The following is a 24,650-nucleotide window of genomic DNA, read 5'->3' as shown; positions in this document are numbered from 1 at the left end:
GCCGCAGGGCCCAGGCATGCTTTCCGAAGCCTGACACGGCCAGGACAGGCTAGGGCAGCACCAGCTCGCCGTCAACGCGCCGGGGGATGCCCAGCGGATTGCCCTCGCGCAGCGCAGGGTGCAGGACCTCCTCCGGAGCGTCCTGGTAGGCCACCGGACGCTGGAACCGGCGAACCGCCGTCGCGCCCACAGAGGTGAACAGTGAGGTAGTAGCCGGGTACGGGCCCCCGTGCTGCTGTGCCCAGTTCACGGCAACCCCGGTGGGCCAGCCATCGAACAGGACACGGCCGGCGAGGCTGGACAGCTGCTCCACGAGCCCCGAGACGTCCTCGCCTGGCTGCGCATGCAGAGTGGCCGTCAGGCTTCCCGGGACCTTGGCCAGGACTTTCGAGAGTTCGTCCTGGTCTTGGTATTCGATCAGCAACGTAGTGGGTCCGAAGCACTCTTCCAGCAGCTCGTCGGCGCGTTCCAGGACGTTGGCGGCGGAGGTGGAGAACACCACAGGTGCCGCGCCGTCCACCGTTGCATCCTGGTCCACAGTGCCGCTGACGATGTCCACGTTCGGAACTGAAGCGACACTGCGCAAGCCGTCCGGGTAGGCGTCGGCGATTCGTGTGGTGAGCATGGCCGCCGTCGGCTTGTCCTTGCTGGCTTCCGCCAGCTCCGCGGCAAAGCCGGTTCCTGACGGAATGAAGACCAGGCCCGGCTTGGTGCAGAACTGTCCCGCCCCGAGCGTGAAGGATCCGGCCAGCCCGGCTGCAAGCCCGCCGGAACGCTCGGCGAGCGCCGCGGCAGTGATCACTACCGGGTTCAGGCTGCCCAGCTCGCCGTAGAACGGGATCGGCTCAGGCCGGGAGACTGCGAGGTCAAAAAGCGCACGTCCACCGGGGATGGATCCGGTGAAGCCTACGGCCTTGATGGCCGGGTCCTGCACCAGGGCGGTGCCCGCCTCGCGGCCGCTGACCAGCGCGAAGAGGCCCTCGGGGGCGCCCGAGGAGTGCAGAGCCTCGACGACGACCTCCGCCGTCCGTTCGGAGAGCCGGAGATGGCCCGAGTGCGCCTTGACGATCACGGGGCAGCCCACCGCCAGCGCCGAGGCGGTGTCGCCCCCGGCTACGGAGAACGCGAAGGGAAAGTTGGATGCGGAAAAGACAGCCACGGGGCCGATGGGCCGCAGGAGGCGGCGAAGGTCCGGCTTGGGCGGGGTGGAGGCCGGATCGGCGTGGTCGATGACGGCCTCAAGGTATGAGCCCTCGGTGACTACGCGGGCAAAGAGCCGCAGCTGGCCCGACGTTCGCGCCACCTCGCTGGTGAGCCGGACTGAGCCCAGCCTCGTCTCGGAGTCGGCGATTTCCACGAGTTCGGCCGCGTTGGCGTCCAGCGCATCTGCCACAGCGTGGAGCCAGCCGGCCCGCTCTTCGTCGGACGCGGCTGCCGCGACGGATGCCGCCCTGGTTGCGGCGGCAGTGAGCTCTGAAAGGGAGAGGGTTGCAGTTGTCACTGGAGTTACCTGTTCTTTGCGTCGTTTGCTGTTCGGAAGCGGAGGCCAAGGCCGGGCCGGTCGGTCAGCGTCAGCCGGCTGTTGGCGAACCGTACGGGTGATGGCCCGGCCAGGATTCCCAGCCGCTCAAAGGACGCATCTTCCACGTCCTCCACCAGCGTGGGCTCGGCAAGCGTCAGCGCCAGCTGGCCGGAGAGCTCCGGCAACAGGTGCGGCATCACGCGGATACTGTTGGTCGGGGCCAGTTCGGCAATCCGCCGGAACGGAGTGATCCCGCCAACCCTGACGATGTTGGGCTGGATGATGTCCACCGCTTCGGCGTTGATGAAATCGCGGAAGCGGTAGATGGTGTGCAGGTTTTCACCCAGGGCAATGGGAACCGGCGAGTGCCTGCGCAGCCGGCGGTAGGCCCACAGGTCGTCCGCGCGGAGGGGCTCTTCGAGCCACTCCAGCCCGTATTCAGTGAGGACGTCCAAGGCTTTAAGTGCGGTGGGCAGGTCCCAGCGCTGGTTGGCGTCGATCATGAGCTTGCGGTCCGGGCCCAGCACGGACCTGACCGCTGCCACCCGCTCGGCGTCCTCGCGGATGTCAGGCTTGCCCACCTTGATCTTCACCGCCCGGTGTCCGGCGGCCACCCATCTTTCTGTCTGGGCGACGAGCTCGTCAAGCGGGTAGTGCAGGTTCACGCCCGAGCCGTACACCTCGGCTGACTCCTGGCGTTGCCCCAGCAGCCCGGTCACCGAGGTCTGCGCCCGGCGCGCCTGGAGATCCCAGAGGGCAAGGTCGACGCCGGCCATCGCGATGGTGGTCAGGCCTCCGCCGCCAGCCTCGTGCAGGCGCTTCCACAACTGATCCCACACCAGCTCCGGATGGGCGGGCAGCCCCGTAATGAAGGGGGCGATGTCGTAGTCCAGGAGGGCTTTGACCGCCTGGGGACCAATAGTGGGTGTCCAGGAAAAACCGTACCCCGAGCCGCCGTCGTCCGTGTGGATTTCGGTGACGATCACATGGTTTTCCGGGGCTTCAGCTCCCCAGCTGCGCTGCAGCGGAACGGTCAGCAGCCGGGTGGATAGGCCGGTGATGAGCGGCGCTGTCCTGATTGCTTCGGCTACCGGCAGGCTCATCAGCGGCCAGCCAGCTCGTAGCCCTTGGCAAGGATGGCCTTCAGCCGGATCAGTTGGTCCTCACTGGGATCCACCAGCGGCGGGCGCACGGGGCCGACAGCCAGTCCACCGAGCCGAAGACCCGCCTTGATCAGCGAGACGCCGAAGCCCGGCGTCTCGTCCCGAAGCTGCACCAGCTGGGCGTAAAAACCCTCCAGCAGGGCGTTTCGGCGTTCCTCATCGCCAGAAATGTAGGCGTCGTAGTACGCTTTGGCGATCTCGGGAGCCATGGCAAAGGCTGCAGAGGAGTAGAGCGGAATGCCGAGGCCCCGGTAGGCGCCCTGGCTCAGTTCGGCGGTCAGCAGTCCGTTGAACAGGGCAAAGTCCTCCCGTCCTGTCGCGCGCACCGCCGACACGATTTCCTGCGCCAGGCCGACGTCGCCCAGTCCGTCCTTGAAACCGATCACTTTGGGATTGGTAGCAAGCTGCGCCATGGAGGCCGCCGTAAACTTCGCGTTGCCGCGGTGATAGACGATCACCGGGAGGCTGCTGGCATCCGCCACAGCCTCGATGTAGGCCACGAGCCCTTCCGTCGGGCCGGTGACGAGGTACGGCGGCAGGACCAGGAGGGCATCAGCGCCGGCCTCCTCCGCAACGCGGGCTGCTGCAATTGCGTGGCCGAGCGGGCCGCCTGCCCCGGCAACCACCGGCACCTTGCCGGCTACAATCTCGACGGCGGCGGTCACCACGGTGCGCACTTCCTCGATGCTGAGGGCATGGAACTCTCCCGTGCCGCAGGCGGGGAAGACCCCGCCAGGCCCGAACGGGAGCCTGGAAGAGATGTGCTCCTTGAGGACGTCCACGTCAACCGCGCCTTCGGGCGTGAAGGGGGTGACGGGGAAAAACAGTACGCCGTCGAATTTCATTGTGGCTCCTTCGATCCGGTTCCGGCCGTAACCAGCGCTGCGGAGGTCTCGTGGGTGGTTGTGCTCTTGAGTTCAGTCCGCCAGCTGCGCCTGGGCTCCCAGCCGAGCAGCTGCCGGGCCTTCGCGATGGAGAAGGCGGGGCTGGTTCCGGTGAGTCCGGCACTGAGGGCGTCGCTGCCCGGCAGGAATTTCGGCATCAGCTCAGCGAGGGGCGCGGTGGCCAGGGCGTCCGCGGCTCCGACGAAGAAGGTTTCCCCGTTGGGAATTGAGGGCATCTTCTGCAGCAGCAGGTCCAGGAAGTCCGCCACGTCCCGGGCGTCCACGTAATTGAACAGGGCGGGTGCGGACAGGCCCGGATCGGCGAGCCGTTCGGCGACGGTATGCCCCTGCTGGGTGGGCGCTCCTTCCCATTCCTCCGGTGAGATCACGTAGCAGGGGCGGAAAGCGGCGTAACGGATCCTGTCCCCCTGAGCCGCAGCAAACATCTGCTGTGTCTGTTCGGCAATCAGCTTGGACAACGCATAGGCGTTCCAGGGCCGCGGCGTGGTGCGCTCATCCACCGGGAAGCCTGCCGGCAGCCAGCCCGCCGGCGAACCGTAGCCCAGGACCGTGGGGCTGCTGGCCGTGACGATCCTGCCCACGCCCAGCTCCGTGGCCGCGCTGATAACGGTATAGGCGAGCCGCGTGTTCGTGGCGAAGATGACATCCTCCGGCGCGCTGAAAGGCACCGCTATCGCAGCCAGGTGGATGACGGCGTCGGGCGTGGTTTCCTGCAGAAGGCGCAAGGCCTCCCCCGGAGCCAGGAGGTCAGCGGTTTCCTGCACGACGCCGGCTGGCAGCTGATCGGCCGGGACGGCGTCCCGATCTACGGAAATTACCTGATGGCCTTTTGCGGCGAGTCCGGCCACGACGCTGCGGCCGAGGCGGCCGGAGCCGCCGGTAACGAAGATCCTGCTCATGGTTTTTCCTTCGATTGATTGTTCCCGGGCAGGAGTCAGTTGCCGCGGCGGAGGTCGACGCCGAGGTCCAGGTCTTCGATGCGGACGGGCAGGGAGGACTCAAGGGAGCGGTTGCCGGCGATGCCCACGGACACGGAGCGCAGTCCGTCCAGGTATCCGGAGGGCCGGCCCAGCGGGTCCTCGCCCGGCCCGTTGAAGAGGTCGGAGAGAAGGAGTTCGTCACCGCCGCCGTGGCCGCCTTCACCGTTGACGATGGGCACCTCGTAGGCAGCTTCCCAATGGCGCTGGACCACCAGGCGTTCGCCGTTGCGGCGGACGGCGTCGTCCTCTTCAACCGGGGTTGCACTCGGGTCCAGCACCATCTTCTTGTCTGTGCTGGACTGCACTGCGGCACGTTCCACCACGTCAAGCTCGGCCCGGCCTTCGGTTCCGTTGACGGCCACCCGGTAGCCTTCCCAGGGGCTGTGCGCGTTCAGTGAGTAGCTCAACCGCGGACCGCCCTGGTACTCCACCACGAGTGCCAGATTGTCCTCGATGGTGATGCCGGCGGTGAAGACGTCCTGGTCGCGGCGGTAGCCGTCGTAGTGCTCGTTGTCCAGGAAGAGCGCTTTGAGCCGCTCGTCCTCCCGCAGGTCCAGGGCGAACGGATCCTTCTCGCCGGTGGCCGGGGCCCCTGCGTCCGGGGTGCCGCGTTCAGGCCTGGGCCCGAGGCCGCGCTCGGCTGCGTTCTGGTCGCCGTAGAACCTGAGTCCGCCGGAGGCAAAGACACGCTCCGGCACGTCATCGATCCACCAGTTGACGAGGTCGAAGTGGTGGGAAGCCTTGTGGACCAGCAGGCCGCCGGAGTTCTTTTTCTCGCGGTGCCAGCGGCGGAAGTAGTCCGCGCCGTGGACTGTGTCCAGTAACCAGCTGAAATCGATGGAGGTGACCTTGCCGATCACGCCGCTCTGGATGATCTCCTTGAGCGCACTGTTGCGCGGCGAGTAACGGTAGTTGAAAGTGACCACCACGTTGCGGCCTGTCTCATGCACGGCCTTGGTGATCCGGCGGCAGCCCTCCGCATCGATGGTGAGCGGCTTTTCCACTACGACGTCGGCGCCGGCCGTGAGCGCCTCAACGATGTAGTCCGCGTGCGTGTAGTCAGGTGTGGTCACCACGACGCGGTCGATGTTGTTGGCCTTAATGAAGGCAGTGAGGTCCGCGGGATCGAAGGAAGCGACGGGACCGGCAGCACCCAGTTCCCGGATCAGCTTCTGGTAGAACCCCACGCGGCCGGGGTTAATATCCGAGAAGGCCACAAGTTCCGCAGGGTCCGAGTGCTTGCCGAAGATGGCGCGTATATACATTTCCGAACGGCCGCCGGTGCCTATGAGTGCGATCCGCGCTTTGGTGGACCGGGATGTCCCGGCAGCCGGATCTGCTGCCTTGCCCGTGAGGGATTCGGAAGTGGAGACCGTGGTCGCAGAACTGGACTCGGCTGTGTTGACCATGGGGCCCTCTCAAATGGCTTCGTGCTCGGACGGTTGCCGGCAGTGGTTGGTGCGGGCGGAGCGTGGTTCCCTGCGCTGCAGTAGGTGGTGTCACAATGGACGAGAAAGCGTTTTCTCAGGTTCGTTATATGATTTCTATCAAGAGACTCACGGTCCCGTCAACCACTATTCTTATAAGAGAAAGCGTTTTCTGGCGATGGACTCCTTAGAGCCTGGTGATTCAAGGGTCCTGGAGCTTCAAAGGAAGTTTTACCGGGGCAGAAATCGGTTTCCCAGCGTTATATGCTTCTCTCAGGACACCTCTGGTCCCGGATCCTGCGCCCGCCCCGGCCGGCAGAATGGTTCCAGGGACTGACGAAAGGCAGACATGGTCAGGAAATCGGCAACCGGCAGGATCGGCATCGCGGACGTTGCCATCAAGGCCGGGGTCTCACATGCCACGGTTTCGCGGGTGATGAACGGAAACTTCACTGTTGATCCTGACATCGCGGCACGGGTCCGCGCGGCGGCAGCGGAGCTCAAGTACCAGCCGAATCCGGTCGGGCGCAGCCTTGCACTCGGCAAGACAGACACCATCGGCATTGTGGTGCCGGACCTGGCCAACCCTACGTTCCAGGCAATCCTGCGCGGATTGAGCCGGGCAGCGGCCCAGGACGGCTACCGCGTCCTGATCGCAGATTCCTTCGAAGTTTCCAGCGAGGAAGCCATCCTGGCCGGCGAGGCCCGGCGCCGGTGCGACGGCCTGGTGCTGTGCGCACCGCGCATGAGTGACGCAGAACTTGAGGAAATAGCGCCGTCCCTGCACCCGCTGGTGCTGGTCAACAGGACGACGGCGACCGCGGGGGTGCCCAGCCTGGTAGTGGACTACGGCCAGGGGGTCCAGGACCTGGCCGGACATTTGTTCGGGCTCGGCCACACCCGGCTCGCATTTCTGTCAGGTCCAGCCGGCAGCGCGTCCAACGCGCTCCGTCTCCAGGGCCTGGAGGCATTCAAGTCCGCCCACCCGCAGGTGGAAGTCCGGATGCTCGATGGCGGCTCGGACTTCGATACAGGCCACGGGGCGGTCGATGCCGTCCTGGACAGCGGCGCCACGGGCATTCTGGCCTTCAACGACCTCGTAGCCATGGGCCTCCTGAGCGGCTTGCATGAACGCGGCGTCAGCGTTCCCGAAGACATCTCGGTGACGGGCTTTGACGACATCCCCTTCGCCAGGTACACCACGCCCACCCTCACCACTGCAGCTGTCCCCATCACTGAACTCGGCGAGCAGGCGTGGCAGCAGCTGAGGGCGCTCATCCGAAAGGAAAGCAGCGACACACCGGGCGGCCGGTACCAGCCCCGCCTGGAGGTCCGGGCCAGCAGCGGACCCGCGAAAAACTAGCGGCCGGTCACAGGGAAGACCGGATGCCCTCATCCGGATGCCTGAGACCGGCCTCCCGGTAGTACCCCTCGATATGCTCGGCCACCAACCTGGCGGCACGCCCGCCGTCGTCGTTCCGGATGGCCGCGAGGATCTCACGGTGCTCGGCGCGGAGGCGCGAGGCCGTGGCATCCCAGTCCGGGAGATTGGCCGTAAGCCGGGCAACATACCCCTGGATGGATTCGCGCAACGAGCCCATCATGGCACTGACCACGGTATTTCCGGCAGCATCTGCGAGGGCCAGGTGGAAGCGGACATCCAGCGCCAGGAAGTCATCAACGGTCATGGCAAGTCCCCCCGGGCCGTCATTCCCGAAGGCGTCCATCTCGTCCAGCAGCGCGCCGGCAGCCTGTAGTTCCGGCGCGTCCGGCCGGGCACGGGCCGCAGCCCAGGACTCCAGCAGGACGCGGGTCTCCACAATGTCCGAGACCGGAAGGTGCTGCGTCGCGACGTGGAGCCGCAGCGCTGAGCCAAGCGCCGCCGTCGGATCCGAGATCACCACGGTCCCCGCCTCCGGACCCGAGCCGACGCCGGCCCTGACCACGCCCATGGCCTCAAGGATCCGGATGGCCTCCCGCACGGACGTCCGGGAGACCTGGAGCTGCTCGGCAAGGGAACGTTCGGCAGGAAGCCGGCCGCCCACGCTCAGCTGGCCCTCGGAGAGCTGACTCTCGATCCAATGCAGGACAAGCTGGTGGGTACGCATATCCCCCATCCTAGTTGATGTGGTCGGACCACATGCCTTAGAGTGTGGTTAGACCACAGACCTAACGAGCGCGGCCCACCATCGGAGGAAGCCATGACCCACACCATCCAGCCGAACAACCCGGAAGCCACCCCGGCCCCGAACGCCACGGATGTCCCGGCCGCCGCGGTTCCACGACCCTCAACTTCTTCCGCGCTACCGGCCGCCCTGAAGCGCCGCATCCCCAAGTACTCCGATCTCGCTCCCCTCATGCAGTTCAAGAAGCCGGAGTTCAGCAAGGAAGCCCGGCTCAAGCGGGCCAGCACCATATGGGAGCTGCGCGATATCGCCAAGCGGCGCACCCCGCAGGCTCCGTTCGACTACACCGACGGTGCCGCCGAAGCTGAAATCACCCTGCGCCGGGCCCGGCAAGCGTTCCTGGACATCGAGTTCCGTCCCGGCATCCTCCGTAACGTTTCGAGTATCGACCTGAGCACCGAGATTCTCGGCAAGCCGTCCCGCCTGCCCGTGGGGATCGCGCCCACAGGATTCACCCGGATGATGCAGTCGGAAGGTGAATATGCTGGCTCGCAGGCGGCCGAAGCGGCTGGCATCCCCTACACGCTCTCGACAATGGGCACTGCTTCCATCGAGGACGTGGCCGCGGCCGCCCCCAACGGCCGCAACTGGTTCCAGCTTTACCTCTGGACGGACCGCGACCGTTCGCTTGAGCTCATTGACCGGGCTGCAAAAGCCGGCAATGACACGCTCATGGTCACGGTGGACACCGCCGTCGCCGGTGCGAGGCTGCGCGACGTGCGCAACGGCATGACCATCCCGCCGGCCCTCACCATCAAGACCGTGCTGGATGCCTCCTACCGCCCCGCCTGGTGGTTCAACTTCCTCACGCACGAGCCGTTGACCTTTGCCTCGCTGTCCCGCTACTCCGGCACGGTCGCCGACCTCATCAACTCCATGTTCGATCCCACCCTCACGTTCGAGGACCTGGACTGGCTGCGCGAAACCTGGAAGGGAAAGCTGGTGGTCAAGGGGATCCAGACCGTCAACGACGCCCGCAAAGTGGTTGGCCACGGTGCCGACGGTGTGATCCTCTCCAACCACGGCGGCCGGCAGCTTGACCGCGCCCCCATTCCGTTCCACCTGCTCCCCGAGGTCAAGCAGGCCTTTGAGGCAGACAACTCGGACGCCGCAATCATCCTGGATACCGGCATCATGAGCGGCGCTGATATCGTGGCCGCCCTGGCACTCGGCGCCGACTTCACGCTGATCGGCCGCGCTTACCTCTATGGACTGATGGCCGGCGGCAGGGCCGGTGTGGACCGGGCCATCCAGATCCTCGAGAAGGACATGGCCCGCACCATGGCGCTGCTGGGCGTCAGCAGGATCTCGGAGCTCACGCCGGACCACGTCCGCCTGCTCGGCAGGTAGCATCAGTCCCCAGGCCGCCCAACCAGGTCGCAGCAGGTGTCGTTTTCAGCGCTCATAACGACACCTGCTGCTACGCAGTTGGGATAGGGGCCTACTTTTTCCGGCCGAATTTGGGCAGGTTCGGCAAATTCGGGAGGCTGGCCAGCAGGTCCGCGGCCTTGGTGGCGGCCCGGCCTACGCTGCGGCCGATCTGTTGTGGAACGGTGTCGTCGCTGAGCGGCGCTGCGGTGCCGCCCGGAATGACGACGGCGGGGCTCAGTTCCGTGCTCCCCTGAGCCAGGGCACCGGTAGCAGCCACCGCATCAGCGTCCGTCACGGCCTGGAGCGGCGTCTGGCCCCCGTTCCCGCCCGGACCCGTGGCAGTTTTCGGCTCCGGTGACTTCCCGACGGCGGCTGCCGGCCCGACGTCGAACGTCTCCAGCCAGCTGACGATCCCCTCAAGCGGCTTGGAGTTGAGCGTGTAGTAGCGCTTTTGGCCCTGTGCCCGCATGCTCACCAGTTGCGCTTCGCGGAGGACCTTCAGGTGTTTCGAAATGGTGGGCTGGCTGGCGGACAACTCCTGCACCAGCTCCCCCACTGCCTTGTCCCCTTGGCGAAGGGAAACCAGGATGTCGCGCCGGGTTGCTTCCGCAATGACGGCAAATACGTCGTCTGTCACCATGCCTCCCACCCTAGCGACATATACGCCGAAAGGCATCAACTATTTCGCCTGTCGCCATCGCCGCCGAACTGCGCTGGCACCCGGGGCGGGGCTAGTCGAACCAGGGGTCCAGTCCGTACAGCGGGAACACCGCCTTGCGTGTGGCCATGACGGTCCGGTCCACCGCGTCGTTGGGATCGAACCCCACTTCCCACGACCGCCACCACAGCTCCACGTCGTCACCCATAAGCCCGGGTGTGGCGATGCCGAACTTGTCCTCCACATAGGAGCGCCAGTCCTCCGGGACAAGGGCCCGCAGGGGCACGGGGCGTCCGGCCGCAATGGCGATCAGGTGGCTCCAGGACCGGGGGACAACGCCCGTGACGTTGTAGCCTCCGCCGCCTGTTGCTATCCAGCGGCCGCCGCAATGGCGGCTGGCCAGGTTCCCGACGGCGGAAGCGGCCTCGCGCTGGCCGTCAACACTGATGTTCAAATGCGCCAGCGGGTCCAGCCGGTGCGAGTCGCAGCCGTGCTGGCTCACGATGACCTCGGGCTCAAAGGCGCCGACCAGCTGCGGCACCACCGCGTGGAAGGCCCGCAGCCAGCCGGCGTCGCCCGTTCCCGACGGCAGGGCAACGTTCACCGCGCTGCCCTGGGCGTGCGGGCCGCCGATCTCGTTGGCGAAGCCCGTGCCCGGAAAGAGCGTAAGCCCGCTTTCATGCAGGGAAATGGTGAGCACCCGGGGATCATCCCAGAAGATGCTTTCGGTCCCGTCCCCGTGGTGCGCGTCGACGTCGATATATGCCACCCGCCCGATACCGCCGTCGAGCAGCCTCTGGATGGCAAGGGCGGAATCGTTGTAAATGCAGAAGCCGCTGGCGCGGTCCCGCGCTGCGTGATGGAGCCCGCCGCCGAAGTTCACGGCATGCAGTGCTGAGCCGTCCAGAATGGCGGACGCCGCGAGCAGGGAGCCGCCGCCCAGACGTGCGGCGGCTTCGTGCATACCGGCGAAGGCGGGATCGTCCTCGGTGCCGAGGCCCCGGGCTTCGTCAGGCCAGGCAGGGTCCTCGCTGACGCGGTGCACGGCCTCCACGTACTCCGGCGAGTGCACAGTCTCCAGCTCGGCGTCCGAGGCGACCTCAGGGGCCTTCACAGCGACGTGGGCCAGGTCAAGGAGCCCAAGGCTCCGTGCCAGCCGGACTGTGAGATCCATCCGTTCAGGTGCCATCGGATGGCCCGGGCCGAAATTGTAGGCAGTCATGGCGGGGCTCCACACCACCGTCGTCGGCGGCGCGGGCTGGCTGAGACCGGGCAGGTATGTCATCAATCACAGGCTACCCGAGCGCGCCGCCTCCCCCGGCCCGCCAATGAGGTCGGCTTTAGTGGTTTACTACTGATGGAATATTTTCTACCGAGGACATGCCACAGATGACGGAAAGCCAGTCGAGGCTCCGGAACCCGGCCAGCTGGCAACCCGCTGGTCGGGAGCGGGAAGGCCTCTGGATCTTCACGCGGCTCCGCGACGTCATCGACGATATCGCGAACACGTCGCCGGCCCGTCTTGCCCTCAGCGCGTTCGCCAGCGTCTGCCTGGTGTTCACCTTCCTGCTTTCACTGCCCATTTCGTCCGCCACCGGAACCGCCACGCCACTGCACGAGGCACTGTTCACGGCGGTATCCGCCGTCTGTGTCACCGGCCTGACAGTGGTTTCGACGGCGGTGCACTGGTCCTTCTTCGGACAGGTGGTCATCCTTGTAGGCATATTCGTCGGCGGCCTGGGCACGCTGACACTCGCTTCACTGCTGGCCCTGATGGTGAGCAAGAAGCTTGGTGTCCGGGGCAAGCTCATTGCCCAGGAGGCCATGAACAATGCCGGGCGGCTGGGCGAGGTAGGCACCCTGCTGCGGATTGTCATCACGACCTCCGTGGTGATCGAGGGTGCCCTGGCCCTGGCCCTGGTTCCCCGGTTCCTGCTGCTGGGCGAGCCGTTCTGGCAGGCAGTATGGCACGGTGTGTTCTACTCCATTTCGTCCTTCAACAACGCCGGCTTCACCCCGCATTCGGACGGCATCGTGCCTTACGAGACGGACCTGTGGATCCTTGTTCCGCTGATGCTGGGCGTGTTCCTGGGCAGCCTGGGCTTTCCCGTGGTCATGGTCCTGCAGCAGAACGGGCTCAACTGGAAGAAGTGGAACCTCCACACCAAGCTGACCATCCAGGTCTCCCTCATCCTGCTGGCGGCAGGCACTGTGCTGTGGGCCCTGATGGAGTGGGACAATCCACGGACGATAGGCCCCATGGACTTCGGCGACAAAATCACGCACTCGCTCTTCGCCTCGGTCATGACCAGATCCGGCGGTTTCAACCTCGTGGAGCAGAACCACATGGAATCAACCACCATGCTGCTCACGGACGCCCTGATGTTCGCAGGCGGCGGCTCGGCCTCCACCGCAGGCGGCATCAAGGTGACCACCATCGCCGTGATGTTCCTCGCGATCGCGGCCGAAGCCCGGGGCGATTCAGACGTCAAGGTCTACGGCCGCACCATCCCGCAGGGCACCATGCGGGTGGCCATCTCCGTGATCGTCGCCGGGGCAACCCTGGTCTCTGTCTCCGCGTTCCTGCTCCTGCAGATCAGCGGCCAGTCCTTGGACCGGGTACTTTTCGAAACCATTTCGGCCTTCGCCACGGTCGGGCTGAGTACCAACCTGAGTGCTGAACTGCCGCCGTCGGGCGTCTATGTCCTTGCTGTCCTGATGTTCGCAGGCCGCGTGGGCACCGTTACCCTTGCCGCTGGCCTGGCTTTGCGCCAGCGTAGCCAGCTGTACCACTACCCGGAAGAGAGGCCCATCATTGGCTAATTCCCCAGGCGCCCCCAACCGCCCCGCCCATAACGCACCTGTCCTGGTGATCGGGCTGGGACGCTTCGGCTCCTCCACCGCCGAACAGCTCGTGAAGCAGGGCCGCGAAGTGCTTGCCATCGAACGTGACCGGAGCCTTGTCCAGAAGTGGGCGCCGCTCCTGACCCATGTGGTGGAAGCGGACGCCACCAACATCGATGCCCTGCGCCAGCTCGGCGCTCAGGAGTTCAGTTCCGCTGTCGTTGGCGTCGGGACGTCCATCGAGTCCTCCGTGCTGATCACCGTTAACCTGGTGGACCTGGGCATCGAGCACCTATGGGTGAAAGCCATCACGCCCTCGCACGGCAAGATCCTCACCCGCATCGGCGCGAATCACGTCATCTATCCCGAGGCCGATGCCGGCGTCCGGGCCGCCCACCTCGTTTCCGGACGCATGCTGGACTTCATTGAGTTCGACGACGACTTCGCCATCGTGAAGATGTACCCGCCGCGTGAAACCGTGGGGTTCACGCTGGATGAATCCAAGGTCCGGTCGAAATACGGCGTGACGATCGTCGGCGTGAAATCCCCGGGCGAGGACTTTACCTACGCCCGCCCTGAGACCAAAGTGTCTTCCCGCGACATGCTGATTGTGTCCGGCCACGTTGATCTGCTGGAGCGGTTCGCGGCGCGGCCGTAGCACCCCCTGCTGCAACCCGCGACTCCGGAAGCCCGCGACGTCGGGAACTGGCCGAGACTAGCTGAGCTGGCGGGTGATCTCCGCAGCACGCTCTGCAGCGGCGCGGGCGCCGGCAGCAATGATTGACGGGATGCCCCTGTCATCGAATGTCGCGATGGCCCGCTCAGTGGTGCCGTTGGGACTCGTCACCGCCTTGCGCAGGGCCGAAGGATCGGCACCCGGCTCCGCCAGCATGAAGCCCGCGCCGGCCACGGTTTCCCGGGCAAGGAGCAGCGACAGTTCAGGGTCCAGGCCCAGTTCGACGCCGGCGGAGGCCATGGCCTCGGCAAGGTAGAACGCGTAGGCCGGTCCTGAACCGCTGATGGCTGAGAGCGCGTCCACCTGATCCTCCGGCACTTCAACGACGGTGCCCGCCGACTTGAGGATGCTTTTGGCCTTCTGTAGCTGCTCAGGCGTGCAGTGGCTGCCGGGCGTGACGGAGACGACGCCCCGGCCCAGCTTGGCAGGCGTATTGGGCATGCTCCGGATGACCGGCTGGCCGGGAGGCAGCGCGCCTTCCAGCTGTGCCAGGGAAACAGCCGCCGCGACGCTGATGACGATGGTCTGCGGCGACAGGGATCCGCCGATCTCCCTGGCCAGGTCCGCGATCCCCAGGGGTTTGACGCCCAGAATCACAACGGCCGAGCCCTTCGCCGCCTGCTTGTTGTTGTCGGGTTCCTCCTCGCCGGCGATGGCTGTGATCCCGTGGTAGCGTACGGCCAGTTCGGCGGCCCGCTCTGCCCGCCGGACAGTGGCCACGATGTCGGACGGGTCTGCTCCGCCCTCCAGGAGGCCACCCAGGATGGCTTCGTTCATGGACCCACAGCCAAGGAATGCGATTCGGTTGCTCATGGATCCATCATTGCAGTTCGGCCCCCGTGCTGCCGAAACAAAGCGGCGCACAGGATTCACAGCCGGCTCCCATGTTCGCTGGAGGTCCCTCACAAGTTAGGGTCCTAACGTAGTAATTGCCTCATTGAGGGTGCGAGTGATGCGGCAAGCATGGGGATGTTTGCCCGGAGCGCCGGTGGCCTGCAGCAGGTTTTCCCCCATTTTCCTGCTGCGGGCCCCGGTGTTTTCGCTTTAAGGATGGTTTCGCTTTAGCGCGTTTTTGCCCGGCACCGTGGTTTTAACCCACTCGTGCCAGAACCTCGTGCCATAGTCATAGACAAGGGCGGCGGGACCGGATTCAGAGGGCGAGGGACCCTTCAGGTGCCATGACGTGGGGCGCCGGATCAAGCGGGCCGGCGAAGACCAGCTGATCGAGGCGTCGAAGGATCAGGCCTTCGCGGAGGGCCCACGGGCAGATCCTGACCTTCTTGAAGTTGAAAAGTTCCAGGGCAGCTTCTGCCACCAGGGCTCCTGCGAGAAGCTGGTTGGCGCGGGCTTCGGACACGCCCGGCAGGTGCAGCCGGTCCTCAGTCTTCATGGCGGAAATGCGTTGGGCCCACACGCCGAGGTCAGTAGCGTTCAGCTCACGCTTCACATACGGGCCCGCAGCGCTGGGGGCGGCGCCGGCGATCCTGGCCAGTGACCGGAAGGTCTTGGACGTCCCGGCAACGAGATTTGCCCGGCCCAGGCCGTCGAACTCCTTCACCGCCGGTTTGAGTGTGGTGCGGATGTAGCGGCGCACTTCCTTGACGCTTTTTGCCGACGGCGGGTCCTCGGCGAGCCAGTCACGGGTGAGGCGGCTCGCACCAAGGGGCACGGAGGTGGCCACTTCCGGCAGCTCGTTCTGGCCGAAAGCCATTTCAAAGGACCCGCCGCCGATGTCAAGGTTCAGGATGGGCCCTGCCCCCCAGCCGTACCAGCGCCTGACAGCGAAGAACGTCATGGATGCCTCTTCGTCACCCGTGAGTTCCTGCAGCGTCACCGTGGTCTCGTGCTTGACGCGGGCAAGCACCTCCGGGCCGTTGGTCGCTTCCCGGATGGCCGAGGTACAGAAGGCCAGCAGGTCCTCCGCCTTGTGCTTTGCAGCGAACTCCCACGCTTCCAGGACGAACTCGGTCAGCTCATGCTGCCCCGCGTCCGTGATGTTGCCATCACCGTCCAGGTACTGCACCAGGGAGAGTGGACGCTTGTGCGAGGCGAAAGGCACCGGACGCGCGCCAGGGTGGGCATCCACCAGGAGGAGATGAACTGTGTTGGACCCGATATCGAGGACGCCTAGCCGCATGCTGCCATTATTGCCCGGCAGGGCGCCCCGGTCACAACCGGCGCGGCAGATGTCAGTTCGTGGCGGTGTCCCCGTGCTCGCCGTCAGGCAGCTCATCGGCGCGCTTGAAGTCGCGCTTGATGTTGGCCACGCCCTCGGGGTTGATCTCGAAGCCGAAAGCGGCGCCCGGGTTGATCACCATGCCCAGCTCCTCGCCGATGTTAGCGATGATGGCCGCGCCCTGGGTGCCGAGGACATTAGGGGCAGCCTCAAGGTACTGCTCGTCTACGCGGCTGGGGTGGGAGAAGACCGCCAGGACGGGGTCGCCGTCAACATTCGCCAGAACCAGCGGCTCCACCTGGGAGTCCTCGCCTTCAATGCCGTCACTGCTGACGACGTACACTTCGCTGTTGAGGAAGGACAGGATGACGTCCACGGGGCTGGCGTCCGGCTGTCCGCCCTTGGCGAGCTTCTCCTCGAGGTCGTTGAGCGGCTGGAGATCCGTGTGCGCGGGCTGTTCAGTCATGTCTCTACTCGATCACGTTGCGCACCATGGGCGCAAACGGCGGCTGTGGCACAACCCGAAATCGCCCGAACGGTGCGGGATCGCTGGAACGTTCCGGCGAACTCGCACCGTTCCAGCGAACTCGGCGCCGGAGCGCCTACTTCTTGGCCGCGGCCTTCTTCTTGGGCGGTGCCTTGCGGGCGGTGGTGGTCCGCTTGACCGGACCCTTCGCCCGTTTTTCGGCGAGCAGTTCGACGGCGCGTTCCCGCGTCAGTTCCTCCAGTGAGGTGGTGCGGGGGACGGTGATGTTGGTGACGCCGTCGGTGATGTAGGGACCGAAGCGGCCCTCCTTCACCACGATGTTCTTTTCCGACACGGGGTCCGGACCGAACTCAGCCAGCGGCGGCACAGCAGCACGGGCACCGCGCTGCTTGGGCTGGGAGTAGATTTCCAGGGCCTGCTCCAGGGTGATCGTGAAGATCTCCTCTTCGGAGCCGATCGAGCGGGAGTCCGTGCCCTTCTTCAGGTACGGGCCAAACCGGCCGTTCTGCACGGTGATGAGGTTGCCTTCGGCGTCCTCGCCCAGCACGCGGGGCAGGCTCATGAGCTGCAGGGCCTCATCCAGGGTGACGGAATCGACAGACATGGACGCGAACAGCGAGCCGGTGCGCGGCTTGGCCTTGACGGGCTTCTTCGGCGGCTTGGGCTTACCGTTCTTGTAGTACTCCACGGGCTGGTTGGCCAGCTGTTCATCGGTCATCTCGGGGATGATCTCCGTGACATAGGCGCCGTAGCGGCCGTTCTTGGCCACGACGGTGTGACCGGTGTGCGGATCGGCGCCCAGCACGCGTTCTTCCGGTGCCGCTGTTTCCATCAGCTCTTTGGCTTTGGCTGCGGTCAGTTCATCCGGGGCCAGGTCTTCGGGAACGTTGGCGCGCGAGGACTCGATGATCTCGCCGGTCTTGGGGTCAACGGTGGCGGCTGAACTCTCAAGATAGGGACCAAATTTGCCCACGCGAAGCGTGATCTCGTCGGTGATGGGGATCGAGTTGATTTCCCGCGCGTCGATCTCGCCCAGGTTGTTGACGATGCTGAGCAGGCCCGGATCGGAGTCTTCCCCGAAGTAGAAGTGCCGAAGCCAGGAGGCGCCGACGGCCTGGCCGTTGGCGATCTTGTCCAGGTCGCCTTCCATGTCAGCGGTGAATTCGTAGTCCACGTAGTCGGTGAAGTGCTGCTCCAGCAGGCGGATCACGGAGAACGCGATCCAGCTCGGGACCAGGGCCGAGCCCTGTTTCCGCACGTAGCCGCGGTCCTGGATGGTGGAGATGGTGGAGGCATACGTGGACGGGCGCCCGATGCCCTTCTTCTCCAGCTCCGCTGTCAGCGAGGCTTCAGTGAAGCGGGGCGGCGGCGAGGTCTCATGGCCCACGGCGAGGATGTCCGACGCCGTCAGGGCATCGCCCTTGGCAACGTTCGGCAGCCGGCGGGTCTCCTCGGAGTCCTCATCGCCACGGGTTTCGTCCTTGCCTTCCTCATAGGCGGCCAAGAAGCCGGGGAAGGTGATGACAGTGCCAGAGGCGGAGAATTCGGCGTCCCGGCCGTCCGCTGCCACCGCGCCCAGGCGGATGGTCGCCGTCGAGCCCTTGGCGTCACCCATCTGGGAGGCGACGGTGCGCTTCCAGATCAGCTCGTACAGGCGGAACTCGTCCCCCGAGAGCTGCTTGGCCACCTGGGCAGGCGTGCGGAACGAGTCACCGGCGGGGCGGATGGCCTCGTGGGCTTCCTGCGCGTTCGCGGCCTTGCTGGTGTAGACGCGCGGCGACGCCGGGATGTACTCGGGGCCGTACAGCTCCGAGGCCTGCCGGCGGGCGGCGGTGACGGCCTCATCGCTCAGGGCGGAGGAGTCCGTACGCATATAGGTGATGTAGCCGTTTTCATACAGCCGCTGGGCCACCTGCATGGTGCTCTTAGACGAGAAGCGCAGCTTGCGGCCGGCCTCCTGCTGCAGTGTGGAAGTGGTGAACGGCGCGGCGGGGCGGCGCGTGTACGGCTTGGTGTCAACTGACCGGACAGTGAACGAGACGTCCTGCAGGCCGGCGGCCAGCGAGGTGGCCAGTTCCTCGTTAAGGTGGGCGACGTTGCGCGAGGTAAGGACGCCGTCGTCGTTGAAGTCACGGCCGGTGGCCACCTTGGCGCCGTCAACGGCGGCCAGCTTCGCTTTGAAAGAGCCCGAACCGGCGCCGAACTGGCCGGTGAGATCCCAGTAGGACGCCGCCTTGAAGGCCATGCGTTCCCGTTCACGGTCCACCACCATGCGGGTGACCACTGACTGCACCCGGCCTGCGGACAGGCCCCGGGCCACCTTGCGCCAAAGGACGGGGGAAATCTCGTAGCCGTACAGGCGGTCCAGTACCCGGCGGGTTTCCTGGGCGTCGACCAGCGCGGAATCCACGTCGCGCAGGTTGTCCATGGCGCGGTGGATGGCTTCCTTGGTGATTTCGCCGAACGTCATCCGGTAGACGGGGACCTTGGGCTTGAGTACTTCCAGCAGGTGCCACGCGATGGCCTCGCCCTCGCGGTCCCCATCGGTTGCGAGATAAAGAGCGTCAGCATCTTTGAGCTGGGCCTTGAGTTCGGCCACCTTTTTCTTCTTGTCCGGCGACACGACGTAGTACGGCTTGAAGTCGTTGTCGATATCGACGGCGAACTTGCCTACGGAGGTTTTCTTCAGCTCCGCGGGGAGTTCGGACGGCTGCGGCAGGTCGCGGATGTGACCGATGGAGGCCTCTACGATGAAACCCTCGCCCAGGTACTTGGCGATGGTCTTGCTCTTGGCCGGAGACTCCACGATCACGAGTTTCTTGCCGGTTTTGGCCTTGCTTGGCACGGTGCTCCTACAGAAAAAGGTTGCTCGGGCAGATGAGCCCATACTGGCCTAGTTCACCATATTTTGGTCAATTGTGCGCATTCCTGTGGAAAACATACGGCTTTTCGTACCATGGTGAGGCGCCGGATTTCTGTCGTTTACACAGCACCCGGAGTGTCGTCGGCGGCGCTTTCGGCCGCACCGGCAACTCCGGGCGCCGGGACCGGACGGTCATCGGGAATCAGCGACCACATGGCTGCCATCCTTTCGGCTCCTGCGGGAATCCGGTGCGGATCCTGCAGCTCGTACTCGTTGAGCAGGGAGAACAGGCGTTCGGTCAGTTCCGCCTGCTGTTCGCGGGTGAGGTACAACAGGCTGCTGGCAAGGACGACGGCGGTGGGCGCCTCGGTCGGCGCCTCCACCGGCGCTCGGCTGACGTGGCGCTCATCACGGGCCCGGGCGTAGGCGCGGGCCCGGCGGCGGAACGCATCGAGTTCCAGGTCCAGGACAGCGAACTGGGGGCTGGCGGGTCCCCCGCCGGAGTTGATGGTGAAGTCGGTTCCCGCTGCTTTCCAGCGCCGCTCCCGGGCATCCCCTGACGCCTCGGCCGGCGCCACGATGCCCCACTTCTGCAATGCCCGCAGGTGGTAGCTCATGGCGCTGGGGGTCAGCCCGGTCTGGACCGCGAGCTCGGTGGCGGTGCGGCCGAGCTGGGTGGAATAGAGCTCGGAGATGACCTCCAGCCGGGCAGCGTGTGCCAGCGCCCGGATGGCTTTGGGGTCGGTGATTTCCACTGTGGTCCCGGCCCGGTTCCGCCGCGTGCCCGCAGCGGCGGTGCCAACGGCCGGAGTTCCTGCGGATTCGGTGTTCACGGCTCCAGTGTAGCCAGCACCCGCCAGCTGTGAAGGAAACGCTTGACATCGCTCCCGGCGAACGGAATCACTCAGGCAGCAGGAAGCCGTCGCGCACCAGGTTCGCCACCTCGGTGAGCAGCCCGGTCCGGAACGCGCCGCCGTCGAACCCTTCCTCCCCCGCCAGGCTGCCGCCCAGCAGCGCGGCGAGGGCGCCGATGATCTGCCCCACGGAAAGGTCCCCGTCGCAGGCCGAGACAAACCCGGCGAGCTCCGTGCTGAGCAGGTTGGTCCGGCGCAGCCCGGCTCCCTGGCGAAGCAGGATCACGCCCGGGTGCTCCGCACCTGGGCGCTGGTGGCGTTCCTCGGTGACGTCGTCGGCCACCAGCAGGTGCGCGTCCTCCAGGCTGTTGGAGGCCAGCCAGTCTGAACGTTCGACGGCGGCGCCCAGGTGCGGCCCGACGGGTTGTTCGATGGGGTGCGTGATTTCTTCGAACCGGCTGATGGCGGCCCGCCTGACGGCGCCGCCCGGCGCGGGAACAGGCGGGCGCCGCAGCCAGACCATGCCGAAGCCGATCCCCTCCACGTCGCGGGACGCGAAATCGGCCAGGTAGGCGGCGTAGGTGTCCTGGTAGTGCCGACAGTCGCGTGACTGGGAGGCGTCCTGCAGCCACGTCTCGGCGTACTGCTCCGGGTCCACCTGCTCGCGCTGGATGAACCATGCATCCACGTCCGGTCCGACCCAGCCCTGCGGCCGCTCCGACCACGGCTTCCCGGCGGGAATCTCCCAGTTGCCCAGGAGCTGAGCGGTCCCGCCCGAGGCCAGGACTCCGGGCAGGGCGGCCACGAGGGAGGCGACTATTTCGTCGCCGGGCAGGCCGCCGTCCCGATAGGTGAACTGGTCCGTGACCTCCTCGCCGAAGCTGCGCGGCGTGATCACGAAGGGCGGGTTGGAGACCACGAGGTCAAACTCTTCTCCGGCCACGGGTTCCAGCAGCGACCCGAGGCGCAGGCTCACCCGGTCCTCGAGACGGTCCGGGTCCAGGTGCAGGGCGTCGGCATTCAGGAGCAGGTTGAAGCGAGTGAAGGCCAGCGCCCGCTCCGAGATGTCCGTCGCGGTGACGTGTCTGGCGTGGTGCAGCAGGTGGAAGGACTGGATCCCGCAGCCGGTGCCGACGTCCAGGGCCCTGCTCACCCGCCGTCGGACGGTGGCCTGAACCAGCGTGGTGGAGGCCTGCCCGATCCCCAGCACGTGGTCGTACCGGAGCACGCCTGCCTGTTGGTGCGCGGCGAGGTCGCTCGCCACCCAGAGCTCGGCCCCGCTGTTGCCCTCAGCCGCTGTGGCGGTATCCGCCTCCCACCCGTAGGGCCGCAGGTCCGCCTTCGCGGCCAGCATCCCGGAGCCGGGCACGGGTTCAATGAGGCCCAGCTCCAGGAGGCCGCCTGCCCCGATTCCCGGAAGGGCGGCGTCGAGCGTTTCCTGCGTTTGCGGTACTGCCAGGAGCCAGAGGCGGACGACGGCGGCGAGCGCAGCGTCGGCTGCCTCGCCCCGGGCGGCGGTTTCAGTGGCGATGAGGGCGGGGATGATCTGGTCCCGGTTCAGCGCGCGGTTGGCGGAGTCGCCCAGGAGGCCGGCCACGCCGTCGAGCGTGTAGTCCACGCCGCGCAGGTCAGTAGCAAGGGACGTGAGCAGTCCGGGGAGGTCGCTGCGGGGGGCGTCGGGGGTGTTGCCGGCCGAAAAATGCGTGGAATCAGTCACCGGCCAAGTCTATTGGCGGCCGCTGCCGGATGTATTCCGCCCGGCAGCCGGCCGCCCTGACCGGTTGTGGCGGCGCGAGCTACAGGTTCTGCTCGGCGTACACTGCGAGCGCGTCCCGGACGAAGGCCGCCCCGTCCTGGCCGCCGTAGTTGGCTGCGAACCGCGGATCGGCAACGTACATCTCGCCGAGGCCCGTGACGTACGCCTTGATACGCGCGCTGCCGCCCTCTTCGGCGGCGGCACCATAGGCGGGCGTACCCGGGATGTCCGTCAGCCACTCGACGTGCCGCTTGGCAATCTCCTGCGCCGCTGCGCTGTCAGGCCCGACGCCGGCCTGTGCCGCGGCGATCCAGTCCTCGCCCAGTTTCTGCTGGCGTTGCTTCCACGCTGCCTTCTCATCGGCGCTCATTCCGCGCCACCAGGAATCCCCCTTGGCGTAGGCGTCCTTACCCCAGCGTTCCTCCACCTCGTCCTTGTACTGCGTGTGGTCGAAACCGTCGAACATGTCTTCCGCCATGATTTCGCCACCTCCTTTCACTGCTTCGATGGTTTGCGTGACTGACGCGATCTGCCGCGCCAGCCTCTCCTGTTCCTGCTTCAGCCATTCCAGATGCCCGGTGAGCGCCTTGGCTGCGTCCGTCTCGTCGTCGAGGACCTGGCTGATCACCGGCAGGCCCAGCCCCAGTCCGCGGAGGAGCAGGATGCGCTGGAGCTGAACGAGCGCTGCCTGGTTGTAGTACCGGTAGCCGTTGTGTCCGGTGCGGCTGGGTTTGAGCAGGCCGATGTCGTCGTAGTGGCGTAGCGTCCTGCTGGTGGTGCCGGCGATCCTGGCGATGTCCTGGATGGACCAGTCCACGGCGTCCTCCTTCCCGGGCCCTATTTCATGGCTGATACTCAGACTCTAAATGTTGACGTAGCGTCAAGGTCAAGAGAGGCTCCCGTGGCTGCGTCGTATCATGGACGCATGCACACAGAGCAGCGATTTATCAGCCCTCGGCCGCTTACCGGCCGCACGGGCTTCCCATCGCGCGCCTGAATGTGCTGCCGGGGTCCGTCCGGCGCAGCGGCTGAGGGTGTTGACCCTCCCCGTACCTGATACACCCCCAAGGACCCCGACATGACGAACTACCTTTCCCTCTCCCAGCTCAACGCCGCCCTTTCCCTGCGCGACCTATCCGATCCTGATGCCGGCCCGCACGCCATGCAACTGCTCCTCGCCGACGTCGTCGCAGCACTGGAACGGCTCTGGGCAGTGCCTTCAGTGACCCACCGGCTGAACCCGCTCGTGGCCACCGCTGACAACTATGACCGGCTGGGATACTCGCCCGACGACGTTACAAGGGACTCCCGTTATTCCCGGCATGTGAGTCCCACAGTGATGCTCCGGAGCCACACGTCCGCGGGCATCCCGGCGCTGCTGGATTCGCTCCGCGGCGAGCTGGGCCACTACGACCGGCTTCATGTTCTTCCGGGCCTCGTATACCGCCGGGACGCGATCGACCGCACCCACGTGGGCGCACCGCACCAAGTGGATCTTTGGCGGCTCAGGGCACGGGGGCTCCTGGGTCCGTCCGACCTGGACGCCATGATGGCCGCCATTGTGGAAGCTGTGCTGCCCGCGTCCGAGCATCCGGGTGTCCGGTGGCGCGCCACCCCGGCCCGGCACAGCTACACCGCGGCAGGAATGCAGTTGGACGTGCTGGTCAGCCAGCCCGGCGGGCGCAGCGAATGGCTGGAACTGGCGGAGTGCGGCCTGGTGGCCGCGTCGGTGCTGCGTGGATCAGGCCTGGATCCCCGCCGCTGGGCGGGCCTTGCCCTCGGAATGGGGCTGGACCGGGCGCTGATGCTGCGGAAGGGAATCACGGATATCCGGCTCCTGCGCTCACGCAACCCGGAAGTCCAGGCCCAGCTGCTGGACCTGTCCCCGTACCGTCCGGTCTCGACCATGCCGGAAATCCGGCGCGACCTCTCGCTGGTCCTGTCCTCGGAAGCGGGGGCCGACGTCGAACTCCTTGGCGACCTGGCCCGCACGGCATTGGGGGCGGACGCTGACATGCTCGCCGCCCTGCAGGTCAGGACAGTGACCCCGGCGGCTGACCTGCCGCCGGCCGCCGTCGAACGCCTGCGTATTGCTCCCGGCCAGGTGAATGTGCTGGTCCGGCTCGTGCTGCAGCCGCTGGACCGGACCCTGACGGACCAGGAGGCCAATGCGCTACGGGACCGTGTCTATGTGGCACTGCACCAGGGCGAGGTGCCGGAGCTGATCGCCGGGTAGCAAGGGCAGGAGATTTTGCCGGGTAAGTTGGAGGCATGGCTCTGGTCCTTCCTTCCTGTCCGCGCGCCCTCGCCGCGGTTGCTGCTGCCGCCCTCGTGCTGGCTGTTTCCGGTTGCGCCCAGCAGCTCTCGGTGGAGAACGCGGATGTGCCTGCCTGGCAGGCCACTGCACTACCCTCTACCGGAGGAACCGTGGCGGAGGATTCCGGTAAGATCCTCAACGCCCAGCCCGTGGTTCATACCAAGAATGTGCCGGCTGGCAGCTACACGCTGACGCTGACGTGCGAGGGCGGCGGCAAGGCTTTCCTCTCGGTTACCTCCGGCGGACGTGAGGTAGTGGATCTCGGGGCAGCCTGCTACGGCAGCCGCGAGAGCGTGAGGGTCACGCTTACGCAAGCGGGACCGCTGGAAATCAGTGCTTCCAGCGTGGATGCGCCCCTGCTTTATGCCTACCAGCTCGTGGCGGCCGGGTAGCGGCCGGAGAAAG

At 66.2% G+C, this 24,650-nt stretch carries 21 protein-coding genes; 6 read left to right on the top strand and 15 right to left on the bottom strand.

Annotated elements, in window-relative coordinates:
- Positions 1–49: 49 nt before the first annotated feature.
- From QFZ40_RS02640 to QFZ40_RS02620, 5 genes are read right to left on the bottom strand one after another with little or no spacing between them, the layout of a single operon-like run.
- On the bottom strand, positions 50–1,501 hold the full coding sequence (locus QFZ40_RS02640) for an aldehyde dehydrogenase (NADP(+)) (protein WP_306902698.1): 1,452 nt from the start codon (positions 1,499–1,501) through the stop codon (positions 50–52).
- 5 nt (positions 1,502–1,506) lie between these two features.
- Positions 1,507–2,625, bottom strand: a complete 1,119-nt coding sequence (locus QFZ40_RS02635) for a mandelate racemase/muconate lactonizing enzyme family protein (protein WP_306902697.1) — start codon at positions 2,623–2,625, stop codon at positions 1,507–1,509.
- Positions 2,625–3,530, bottom strand: a complete 906-nt coding sequence (locus QFZ40_RS02630) for a 5-dehydro-4-deoxyglucarate dehydratase (protein ID WP_306902696.1) — start codon at positions 3,528–3,530, stop codon at positions 2,625–2,627. The genes QFZ40_RS02635 and QFZ40_RS02630 overlap by 1 nt, the downstream gene beginning before the upstream one ends.
- The gene (locus QFZ40_RS02625) at positions 3,527–4,489 is read right to left on the bottom strand and encodes an NAD-dependent epimerase/dehydratase family protein (protein ID WP_306902695.1); all 963 of its coding nucleotides are present in this window, start codon (positions 4,487–4,489) and stop codon (positions 3,527–3,529) included. The genes QFZ40_RS02630 and QFZ40_RS02625 overlap by 4 nt, the downstream gene beginning before the upstream one ends.
- Before the next feature lie 35 nt (positions 4,490–4,524).
- Positions 4,525–5,979 (bottom strand): Gfo/Idh/MocA family protein, encoded by a 1,455-nt coding sequence (locus QFZ40_RS02620; protein ID WP_306902694.1) that lies wholly within the window; start codon positions 5,977–5,979, stop codon positions 4,525–4,527.
- 367 nt (positions 5,980–6,346) lie between these two features.
- On the opposite strand from QFZ40_RS02620, the gene QFZ40_RS02615 reads away from it, so the two are divergent.
- Positions 6,347–7,360, top strand: a complete 1,014-nt coding sequence (locus QFZ40_RS02615; protein WP_306902693.1) for a LacI family DNA-binding transcriptional regulator — start codon at positions 6,347–6,349, stop codon at positions 7,358–7,360.
- A gap of 7 nt (positions 7,361–7,367) precedes the next feature.
- On the opposite strand, the gene QFZ40_RS02610 is transcribed toward QFZ40_RS02615, so the two are convergent.
- Complete coding sequence (locus QFZ40_RS02610; RefSeq protein ID WP_306902691.1) at positions 7,368–8,105, bottom strand: FadR/GntR family transcriptional regulator; 738 nt, start codon at positions 8,103–8,105, stop codon at positions 7,368–7,370.
- A gap of 93 nt (positions 8,106–8,198) precedes the next feature.
- On the opposite strand from QFZ40_RS02610, the gene QFZ40_RS02605 reads away from it, so the two are divergent.
- Positions 8,199–9,533, top strand: a complete 1,335-nt coding sequence (locus tag QFZ40_RS02605; RefSeq protein WP_306902690.1) for an alpha-hydroxy acid oxidase — start codon at positions 8,199–8,201, stop codon at positions 9,531–9,533.
- Positions 9,534–9,624: 91 nt separating this feature from the next.
- Here QFZ40_RS02605 and QFZ40_RS02600 read toward each other — a convergent pair whose 3' ends face one another.
- Complete coding sequence (locus tag QFZ40_RS02600; RefSeq protein WP_306902689.1) at positions 9,625–10,194, bottom strand: ArsR/SmtB family transcription factor; 570 nt, start codon at positions 10,192–10,194, stop codon at positions 9,625–9,627.
- A gap of 91 nt (positions 10,195–10,285) precedes the next feature.
- Positions 10,286–11,497: an acetoin utilization protein AcuC gene (locus tag QFZ40_RS02595; protein ID WP_306902688.1), complete on the bottom strand. Its 1,212-nt coding sequence runs from the start codon at positions 11,495–11,497 to the stop codon at positions 10,286–10,288.
- A 104-nt stretch (positions 11,498–11,601) separates the two neighbouring features.
- On the opposite strand from QFZ40_RS02595, the gene QFZ40_RS02590 reads away from it, so the two are divergent.
- Entirely contained in the window at positions 11,602–13,035 is a 1,434-nt protein-coding gene (locus QFZ40_RS02590; RefSeq protein WP_306902687.1) for a TrkH family potassium uptake protein, read from the top strand.
- A complete protein-coding gene (locus QFZ40_RS02585) occupies positions 13,028–13,714 on the top strand; it encodes a potassium channel family protein (protein ID WP_306902686.1) in 687 nt (228 codons plus the stop codon). Before QFZ40_RS02590 ends, QFZ40_RS02585 begins: the two co-directional genes overlap by 8 nt.
- 57 nt (positions 13,715–13,771) lie before the next feature.
- On the opposite strand, the gene proC is transcribed toward QFZ40_RS02585, so the two are convergent.
- The 7 genes from proC to QFZ40_RS02550 form a co-directional block, all read right to left on the bottom strand.
- A complete protein-coding gene (gene proC, locus QFZ40_RS02580) occupies positions 13,772–14,605 on the bottom strand; it encodes a pyrroline-5-carboxylate reductase (protein ID WP_306902685.1) in 834 nt (277 codons plus the stop codon).
- Between the two features lie 337 nt (positions 14,606–14,942).
- Complete coding sequence (locus QFZ40_RS02575; protein ID WP_306902683.1) at positions 14,943–15,929, bottom strand: Ppx/GppA phosphatase family protein; 987 nt, start codon at positions 15,927–15,929, stop codon at positions 14,943–14,945.
- Positions 15,930–15,981: 52 nt separating this feature from the next.
- Entirely contained in the window at positions 15,982–16,434 is a 453-nt protein-coding gene (locus QFZ40_RS02570; RefSeq protein WP_306902682.1) for an SseB family protein, read from the bottom strand.
- Positions 16,435–16,570: 136 nt separating this feature from the next.
- Complete coding sequence (gene topA, locus QFZ40_RS02565; RefSeq protein ID WP_306902680.1) at positions 16,571–19,300, bottom strand: type I DNA topoisomerase; 2,730 nt, start codon at positions 19,298–19,300, stop codon at positions 16,571–16,573.
- 137 nt (positions 19,301–19,437) lie between these two features.
- On the bottom strand, positions 19,438–20,151 hold the full coding sequence (locus QFZ40_RS02560; RefSeq protein ID WP_306902679.1) for an ArsR/SmtB family transcription factor: 714 nt from the start codon (positions 20,149–20,151) through the stop codon (positions 19,438–19,440).
- Between the two features lie 67 nt (positions 20,152–20,218).
- A complete protein-coding gene (locus QFZ40_RS02555; RefSeq protein ID WP_306902678.1) occupies positions 20,219–21,889 on the bottom strand; it encodes a DUF7059 domain-containing protein in 1,671 nt (556 codons plus the stop codon).
- Positions 21,890–21,968: 79 nt separating this feature from the next.
- Entirely contained in the window at positions 21,969–22,745 is a 777-nt protein-coding gene (locus tag QFZ40_RS02550; protein WP_306902677.1) for a MerR family transcriptional regulator, read from the bottom strand.
- A 261-nt stretch (positions 22,746–23,006) separates the two neighbouring features.
- Here QFZ40_RS02550 and srmL point away from each other — a divergent pair, with 261 nt between their 5' ends.
- Positions 23,007–24,164, top strand: a complete 1,158-nt coding sequence (gene srmL / locus QFZ40_RS02545) for a PheS-related mystery ligase SrmL (protein ID WP_306902676.1) — start codon at positions 23,007–23,009, stop codon at positions 24,162–24,164.
- A 35-nt stretch (positions 24,165–24,199) separates the two neighbouring features.
- On the top strand, positions 24,200–24,637 hold the full coding sequence (locus tag QFZ40_RS02540) for a hypothetical protein (protein ID WP_306902675.1): 438 nt from the start codon (positions 24,200–24,202) through the stop codon (positions 24,635–24,637).
- The last annotated feature ends 13 nt before the right edge of the window (positions 24,638–24,650 follow it).

Origin of the sequence: Arthrobacter pascens, assembly GCF_030816475.1 — a bacterium.
Classification (GTDB): Bacteria; Actinomycetota; Actinomycetes; order Actinomycetales; family Micrococcaceae; genus Arthrobacter; species Arthrobacter pascens_B.
Note: the sequence above shows the minus strand (reverse complement) of the source record. Positions and strands in the feature narration are given on the sequence as shown.